Source organism: Niastella populi (assembly GCF_002078015.1).
GTDB lineage: Bacteria > Bacteroidota > Bacteroidia > Chitinophagales > Chitinophagaceae > Niastella > Niastella populi.
The window spans coordinates 1-8,977 of record NZ_LWBP01000246.1; the positions used below are offsets into that span (position 1 = coordinate 1).

Below are 8,977 nucleotides of genomic sequence, written 5' to 3' on the forward strand. Positions count from 1 at the left end.
GCAGTGAGTGGATGATTGTTTCGATACTGGGTGTACTAAAATCAGGAGGAGCCTATGTTCCTATTGATATGGAATCTCCCCGGGAAAGAGTCCTGGCAATTGTAGAAGATAGTAAATGTAAAGTCCTATTGGATCTCGAAGAGTTAGTGAAGTTCCGGAAATCCCGGGAAGAGTATTCCAGGGGACAAATGATAACGGCAGCCAAACCGAACAATCTTGCTTATATAATATACACCTCAGGCTCCACCGGCAAACCTAAAGGTGTAATGGTCGAGCACCATAACGTAACGAACTTTTTCGCTGGTATGACAACCATTTTGGGAGAAGAGAAAGGTACATTTTTGTCTATGACAAATTTTACATTCGACATATCGGTATTGGAACTTTTATGGACACTGAGTAAAGGATACAAAGTTGTCATACAAGGAGAGGTTAGGCAGATTAGCGATGAAGATAACAACAACAACAAACCACTTGATTTCAGCTTATTTTATTTTGGAAATGATGAAGAAGGAGAGGCCAGGTACCAGTTGTTGATGGATGGAGCGAAATATGCAGATGAAAATGGTTATTTGGCTGTTTGGACACCTGAACGTCATTTCAATGAGTTCGGCGGATTATATCCCAATCCAACCTTAATGGCTGCCGCACTTTCTTCTGTTACCAAAAATATTGGTATCCGGGCAGGAAGTGTTGTGCTTCCACTTAACCATCCAATTAAAGTTGCCGAGGATTGGTCGGTAATCGATAACCTGAGTAGGGGACGTGTCGCAATAGCATGTGCTTCAGGATGGCACGCGGATGATTTTGTGTTGGCGCCTGATAATTATGAAAAACGCCATAAAGTAATGTATGAATCGATTGATACATTACGGAAATTGTGGAAAGGAGAACGGATAGCATTTAAAAACGGGACCGGTAATGTAAAAGAGACAAAAATATTTCCCAGGCCGGTACAAGACGAATTACCTATCTGGCTCACTGCAGCGGGAAGTAAGGAAACATTTATTTCAGCAGGAAAAATCGGGGCGAATATCTTAACACATTTGTTAGGAAATTCTATAGAAGGGCTTGCCGGGAAAATTGCTGCCTATCGAAAAGCCTATATGGAAAGTGGACATGATGTTAAGAAATCGAAAGTCACGATAATGGTGCATACCTATATTGATGAAGCGGTAACTATTGAGGAAAAGGTACGTCAACCGTTTATTGACTATATAAGGAGTTCTGCAGGACTGATTAAGCAATTAATCCCTGATTTAGATCAAAATGCTGATATAAATCGATTCTCTGAAGAGGAATTAGAGGCTTTATACGAGTATGCTTATAAAAGATTTGTTTCTACCTCTAGTCTGGTTGGAACAAAGGAGAAATGTTTTACAATGCTTCAGAAGTTAAGCGCTATTGGTGTAGATGAAATCGCTTCACTTATTGATTTTGGAGTTGATTATGATTCGGCTATGCAAAGTTTAAAGCGATTGACCGAGCTTAAAGATAGCTATAACGCTTCACAGCATAATTATTCGGTTTACTCACAGATTAAGAAACACAAGGTTACGCATTTACAAATTACTCCTTCTATGGGAGCATTGTTGAATCAGCATCTTTCAGCCAATGAAGGGTGGAGTTCAATTAAGAACATTCTTTTGGGAGGTGAGCCGGCTACTCCTTCGTTAGTGAATGATATTTATCGAAAGTTGCCGCATACGCAGCTGTTTAATATGTATGGGCCAACAGAGACAACAATATGGTCCACAGTAAAGCTGTTTGAAAAAAATACCCAAAAGGTTACGATTGGCGAGCCGATTGCAAATACCCGCATCTATATTTTGGATCAATATCGTAACCTGGTTCCGGCGGGTGTACAGGGAGAGATATACATTGGAGGCGAAGGAATCGCACGTGGATACACAAGTAAAGCGCTAACCGATCTCTGTTTTATTGAAAACCCTTTTGTGCCGGGAGAACGCATATACCGAACTGGAGATTTTGGGACATGGTTAAACAATGGCTCTATTTATTGTTCCGGTCGTAAGGATCAACAGGTCAAGATCCGGGGATATCGAATTGAGCTTGGAGAAATAGAACATGCCTTGCTAAAAAATGAGCAGATAAAGGAGGTGGTAGTTATATCCAAAGAGAACATCTCAGGAGAAAAACAACTGGTAGCATACATTACTTCCAAAAAGGAACAGGACACAGGCGAATTGAGATTGTTTTTAAAGGAGCATCTCCCGAGTTACATGATTCCAAATCATTTTGTTCGACTGGAAGAATTACCTCTCAATGTGAATGGAAAAGTTGACAGGAAATCATTGCCAGACCCTGAGGGATTGGGATTGGCGGTTGGCGTAGAGTATGTGGCTCCACGTAATGAGACAGAAAAAAAATTGGTAAAGATTTGGGAAGAGGTATTGCAAAAGGAAAATGTTGGAGTAAATGATGATTTTTTTGCTTTGGGTGGTCACAGCCTGACAGCGATACAGCTAATCATCAGGATTGAGAAAAATTTTGGGGTTAAAATTAATCTTAGAAATCTTCTTTCTAAACCGACAATCGATAGCTTTTCTGAGGAAATAAGTACTTTAAAATGGGTAAAGGATAAAAGTGAAGAAGTGGTTGTTGAAGGAGGCGAGCTAATAATTTAGCGTCAATTGAAATTACGATCGGATTGATACAGAAATTAACTATCAAATAATTTCTAATTAATCGAATATGAATATAATTGGTATTTCAGCATTTTATCACGATTCGGCCTGCTGTCTCATTAAAGATGGGGCTTTGATCGCGGCCGCCCAGGAAGAACGATTCTCCCGTTTAAAGAACGATCCGGGTTTGCCTGTTAAGTCATTTAAGCACTGTTTAAAAGAAGGCAAAATTTCAATTAACGATGTTGATCGTATAGCTTTTTATGAAAACCCTGTGAAAAAGCTCTCCCGGCAATTATGGTGCGGATACAATTACCTGGATCCGGAACTGACTAAAAAGATGGACCCCCGGAGACCTGAAAAAGAAATCCGTGATAAACTGGGATATGAAGGGAAGATTGAGTTTGTCGATCATCATTTATCACACGCAGCGAGTAGCTTTCTTTTTTCCGGGTATGAGTCTTCCGCGATACTAACAGTTGATGGCGTTGGTGAATGGGCCACTACTACCTATGCAACAGGTGAGCAGAATTCGATCCGGATTATGGAGGAAGTCTGTTTCCCGGATTCTTTAGGTTTGTTATATAGCGCTATAACAAACTACCTTGGATTCAATGTCAACAGCGGTGAGTATAAAGTAATGGGCCTGGCGCCTTATGGGAAGCCTGTCTACCTTGATCTCCTGTTAAAAGTCATAAAGCCAGGTACAAATGGGCAATTCTCCCTGAATATGGATTATTTTGATTTTACTTCAGGCACAAGAATGTTTACAGAAAAGCTGGAAGCCTTACTCGGTAATAAACCACGGAAAAAGGAATCGGAGCTTCTTGCCTTTCATCTTGATATTGCTAAAAGTCTGCAGGTGCTGTTGCAGGATGTTTTATTGGAGAAATCGAAATATCTGCATTCAATAACAGGAAAGGAAAATCTGTGTCTTGCCGGGGGTGTTGCATTAAATTGTGTGGCTAATGGCTATATTTTACGAAATGGACCTTTTAAGCGCTTGTTTGTTCCACCTGCTGCCAATGATGCCGGAGGGGCCCAGGGTGCCGCCGCGGTCGTGTATTGCCAGCTCTCAGGAAAGAAGATAAGTACTTCGCCTTTAAAAACCACATACCTCGGTGCCTCTTTTTCTGATAAGGAAATTGAAATAGTACTAAAAAATACTTCGCTGAAAGGTGTTTCTTACCAGGGACGCAGGGAGGAACTGCTAAACGAGACAGCTAAAAGATTGGCTGACGGCAAAGTGATTGGCTGGTTCCAGGGCAGAGCGGAATTTGGTCCCCGCGCCTTAGGATCGAGATCTATTTTAGCCGATCCCAGGAATCCTGAAATGCGGGATAGGATAAATCAAATGGTAAAAAAGCGGGAGTCATTCAGGCCATTTGCACCGGTAATACCTGAAGAAAAATGTGCAATATATTTCGAGCTCGATCATCCATCACCTTTTATGCTGGAAACCTGTTCTGTAAAACCTTTTCATGATCTGCCCGCTATTACGCACGTGGATAACTCAGCCCGGGTTCAAACGGTGAACCGGAGAGATAATGCAATGCTGGCAGACCTTCTCTCTGCTTTCGAAAAAATTACAGATTGTCCGATATTATTAAATACCTCCTTTAATGTGAGAGGAGAACCAATCGTTAATTCACCGGCAGACGCGTTGATTTGTTTTTCAGTAGCGAATCTGGATGCCCTGGTAATAGGAGATACCCTCATCGACCGTAACCAGTTTCAGATAGATGAGCTTAATAAACTGATAAATTGTTTTGATAGCACATGGGTACCTGTAAGAACAGACCGGGGAGTTTATACTTTTATTTAATGATAAAAAATGAAAGAAAATTTTAATAGTAGGAAAGAGTTGACAGATTCAATGGCAAACGCTATTTATCATGGAGAAATGAGTAACGAAAAAATAGCAGGGCTCCTTTCAAAACTCAACAAGGATAGTAAAAGCCCGCCAAACAGGGAAGCCAAAACGAATGAAAAAAAGGTGGGAATATTTACGCTAAGAAATATTGATGGTGAAAATTGTTTCGTCCGCGACCAGAAATTCAAAGCAGACTTTCCCTATTGGAATAAAACAATGAATGTTATCAAAGAGAAGAGCCCTAAGAAAAAGCGGGTTGTTTTATTAGGGGAATCGGTAGCAAGGGGTTGGCTTTATGAGCCATTGCATGCTCCCGCGGAAGTGCTGGAGGATATCCTTCATCAGCATTTTTCCCAGGACATCGAGGTCGTTGATTTAGCCGTTACTTCTATAAATGCCAGGGAGATATTGGAGCTCTGTGAGGAAGCTCTTGCCTTATCGCCGGATGCGTTTGTTATTTATGCCGGAAACAATTGGAAACAAAGTGTCATCGCATGTCTCACTGACGCTGAAGGATACGAGATCTATAGAGAACTGGTATCTGGTAAGCCCGGTTACGCGGTTATTAGTACCCTCGTTTCGAAAGCCTTTTCCAGGATGGTAGACATTTTTTTCATACAACTGAAAAGAATCACATCGGGGAGAAACCTGGAAATGGTATTCATCATACCAGCATTTAATTTGATGGATTTTCAAAGTTCAGAAATTGAAAAAGAAATGTTTATGCCTAATTTGAAAGCAAGGGCCTGGATGCAGGCCAGGGCGCAGGGGCTAAACTTTCTTGAAAAAAACGACCTGGAATCTCTTGCTAAGCTGGCACAGGAGTTAATCGATCTGAATTCTTTCCATTCATTGGGCTATGAATGGCTGGCAAAATGCAAGCTCGCTGCCGGAGACCTGAAATCAGCTAAAAAACTTTTGGAAACAGCATGTCAGACCGCCATTTATAGAGTCACTTCTACCTCTTCCCGTTTTTTTGTTGGTTTAAAAGAGCCCATTGTTAAAAATTGCCATGCAAACAAAGTGCATTATGTAACGATGGATGAGGTATTTGAGCAACACCTCAATGGAGGACTGCCGGACCGGACATTATTTCTTGACTATAGCCATTTAACAATAAAGGGAATAGAATTGTCTATGATAGCCTGTGCTAAGACATTGATTAAAGCGTGGTCGGGCGCGGAGGCTGAGCCGCAGATAGACAGTTATGAAATAAAGTGTGACCCACAGATGGCTTCTACCGCGCACTTTTTAGCGGCAATGCATAATAACCTTTGCGGCCAAAGCTTTGAGATCATAGATTACCACTGCAGAAAGGCATTTGAGTATGATAAGCGTATTCTGTCTAAAATGAATGCGTATATAAGGATGTCGCTCAGCAAAACACCCTGGAAAATAAATAAGGAAAGCCTGGCTTTTGTTGGCAATAATCTCATTCAAATGGGCATGTTTCGTTACGAACCTCACGCTAAGATCCATTCCGCTCTTTTAAGGTCGATAGGGAAGATTTTGCGGGAAAATAATCTGGCTGAAGATTTAGATGTGATATTGCTGGAGGAGCATACTATTTCCGGGGAGGAAACTGATTTGTTGACCACCAAATACGCGGCTGATTCGATGTTGTGCATGACTGAGTTATTAGCAAAGGAAAAAGGTTTTTATTCTGAAATCAAACTAGAGTCGAAGTTTTATTTTGTCGCGTCATTCCAGCATAGCGTGCTTGCTAAACTAACATACAGAGTGCCTGGTGGTTCTGCAGATAAAATAAAGTTAGTGGTGAATGGTAAATTACAGGTTGAGCTTCCCGCTCATCCAAAATGGAGCACACATTCTTTTGACATCCCGCTATCTGATCTGCAATCGGGAATCAATGAGTTGTCTATTCATTGGGTGTTGCCTTCTTCTGGTACGGGGAAAAATAAGCCAATGACAAGTATCACTGATTTGAATGAAGTCATCAGTCCTGTTCTTGGTGAAATCCAGGCATTAAGTGTCAGGGAAGAGGAACATCTTCTTTCAAAACCGTCCATTAATAATCTTTCGGAAGTAATAAATATTTTTAGCGGGGAAGAGATAGAAAGGGATAGAAGCGGCGACCTGTTTGTTGAAGGAGAAGAATTAATAATATAAGGTCAATTGAAATTTTCTAAACTTTTCATCATAGCCAGGTAGAAACCTCAGGATATCAAACATATTAAACAAACACTATTTTATGAATGTAGATGACATAAAAATCATTTCTGGAAAAAAGATGCTGCTGGAAATAAATACCGGTAATACCAGTCCCCTGGTATGGGCAGAAGAAAATAAAGAAGATATTGAAAGTTATTTAACAACCAGCGGAGCATTGCTGATACGTGGCTTAAACATAAGTAACAGCAATGAATTCGGAGAGGTGTTAAAAATCCTGTTTGGTGAGGATTTGGCTAATTATACTTATAGATCCACTCCAAGGACGGAAGTTAATAGTAAAGTTTATACTGCAACAGAATATCCTGCTTCAGAAGTGATTCCGCAACATAATGAGAATGCGTATTCTAATGCATGGCCCATGAGAATAGGCTTTATATGCCTGATCCCGGCAGCGAAGATGGGAAATACTCCCATTTCAGACAGCCGTGTCGCCTACAATGAGATCCCTAAAGAAATAAGGGAAGAGTTTGAACGGAAAAAGATCATGTATGTTCGCAATTATTCAGATATGGACCTCCCCTGGCAGGAAGTATTTCAAACTGACTCAAAAGCGGAGGTTGAAAAATTCTGTAAAGAGAATCGTCTTGAATACGAGTGGACTGAAAACGGTTTAAGGACAAAGCAGGTGAACCAGGCCTCGATACTGCATCCCGTTACAAAGGAAAAATTGTGGTTTAACCAGGCCCATTTGTTCCATGCGAGTAGCCTGGATAAAGAACTGCAGGAAGGCTTGATTGAGCTATTGGGGGAAGAGTACCTGCCAAGGAACACTTTTTTTGGCGATGGAACTCCTATAGATCTGGCTGCCCTCACTGTCATCCGTGATGTATATGAGAGGACAAAGTATACATTCGACTGGAAAAAGCAAGATCTGCTCTTGCTCGATAATATGTTATACACACATGGCCGCGAACCTTATGAAGGGATAAGGCAGGTTCTTGTTGGTATGGCTAGAAAATATAGTCCTGTGTCTTGAAATGGTGTAAGATATCAATGAGGTTGTACAAATTGGGAGTTTAGAATGATTAATCGGTAAATTGAAGAGGGCGTGTTCTATCGCCATTTAATTCGTTAATTAATTTTAAATTCTTTTGCAGGGATTTTTCATATATACTTCACAGGTAGCTATTTAGTTTTTTTCTTCGGTTTACCTGATTCTTAGTTTGTTTTTATCTAACATTTCTATATTATGAACAACAAGATATTACGCTCTTACTTCATTTTAATTATTGCTCCTTTGTTCTTCAGTTGCCGTGGAGCTGTAAAAGACGAGAATCAAAAAAATGCATCTGTAAGCGCTGTAACAGCGGGACAAAAATATATTATAGATACGAAGGAGAGTGTTGTAACATGGGAAGGCTCTATGCTATTCGGTTTTGATGAGCAACATATAGGGTACGTTTATATGTCAAATGGTGGATTGTTTATTGAAAAAGATCAATTGGTAGGTGGTGCAGTGGAAATCGACATGAGGACCATTGAATATAAAGATAAGGAAACTAAGAATAGTCCCGTTCACCACTTGAAATCCCCCGATTTTTTTGATGTCGAAAAGTTCCCCATTTCTACATTTGTCATTACCGGAGTTGAATCTGTTGTCAATCAAAATTTAAAAGTTACCGGGAAGCTGACTATAAAAGGTGTTACAAACACAATTACTTTTCCGGCGAAAATGGAAGTGAAAGATGGGATTGTCACTGCGAATGGAAAAGTGATGATCGATCGAACCAAGTGGGGTATCCGCTACAGATCGGGAAAGTTTTATGAAAATTTAGCCGATCAAACTGTTTCTGATGACATTGATCTCCTGATGAAAATCGTGGCAAAAAAATAAAAATCTGAATCCCTAAGACCTTATCCAAATCAGATCATGTTATTATATTCCGGTACAAAATCTTTTTGTTTTTTAAATTTTTAAGTAATTAAAATAAATTATGAAATACGCACATGTATATGCTTTGTTCGTAGTGTTTGTTTTTCACACCTCCTGTGGACAAAACCAAACAAACGTACCACAAGATAATATCAAGTCCGGTAAAGAGCCATACTCCGGGTCTCAACTCAAAGATACAGCCACCTCCAATGCGCCTGTGAGTATGGTTAGGAATGTAAGGAAAGCTGGTAACGGAGACATTTTTATCGCTTCCTGTACAGGTGTGTTTCGATACGATGGAAAATCGTTTACCAATATAACAAGCGGAATACCTTCGCCCTGCTTCTGGGATGTGCTGGAAGATCGAAAAGGAAATCTTTGGTTCGCTTC

The 8,977-nt window shown here is 40.3% G+C and carries 6 protein-coding genes; all 6 read left to right on the forward strand.

The annotated features are described in order from the left end of the window. Positions 1 to 2,648, forward strand: a 2,648-nt coding sequence (locus tag A4R26_RS32490) for a MupA/Atu3671 family FMN-dependent luciferase-like monooxygenase (RefSeq protein ID WP_133054852.1), incomplete at its 5' end; no start/stop codon positions are given. A gap of 67 nt (positions 2,649 to 2,715) precedes the next feature. Then, entirely contained in the window at positions 2,716 to 4,473 is a 1,758-nt protein-coding gene (locus A4R26_RS32495; RefSeq protein WP_081171072.1) for a carbamoyltransferase family protein, read from the forward strand. 9 nt (positions 4,474 to 4,482) lie between these two features. Beyond that, positions 4,483 to 6,651 carry an SGNH/GDSL hydrolase family protein gene (locus A4R26_RS32500; protein WP_081171074.1) on the forward strand — a complete coding sequence of 723 codons (2,169 nt, stop codon included), beginning with the start codon at positions 4,483 to 4,485 and terminating at the stop codon, positions 6,649 to 6,651. Positions 6,652 to 6,733: 82 nt separating this feature from the next. After that, positions 6,734 to 7,690: a TauD/TfdA family dioxygenase gene (locus A4R26_RS32505; RefSeq protein WP_081171076.1), complete on the forward strand. Its 957-nt coding sequence runs from the start codon at positions 6,734 to 6,736 to the stop codon at positions 7,688 to 7,690. Positions 7,691 to 7,903: 213 nt separating this feature from the next. Beyond that, positions 7,904 to 8,548, forward strand: a complete 645-nt coding sequence (locus tag A4R26_RS32510) for a YceI family protein (RefSeq protein WP_081171078.1) — start codon at positions 7,904 to 7,906, stop codon at positions 8,546 to 8,548. A 100-nt stretch (positions 8,549 to 8,648) separates the two neighbouring features. After that, positions 8,649 to 8,977 (forward strand): two-component regulator propeller domain-containing protein (locus A4R26_RS32515; RefSeq protein WP_278248468.1); only part of this gene is annotated, 329 nt, incomplete at its 3' end.

Coding starts and splice junctions, on each gene's coding strand:
- A4R26_RS32495 (WP_081171072.1), top strand. CDS start 2,716: ATGAATATAATTGGTATTTCAGCATTTTATCACGATTCGGCCTGCTGT.
- A4R26_RS32505 (WP_081171076.1), top strand. CDS start 6,734: ATGAATGTAGATGACATAAAAATCATTTCTGGAAAAAAGATGCTGCTG.
- A4R26_RS32510 (WP_081171078.1), top strand. CDS start 7,904: ATGAACAACAAGATATTACGCTCTTACTTCATTTTAATTATTGCTCCT.
- A4R26_RS32500 (WP_081171074.1), top strand. CDS start 4,483: ATGAAAGAAAATTTTAATAGTAGGAAAGAGTTGACAGATTCAATGGCA.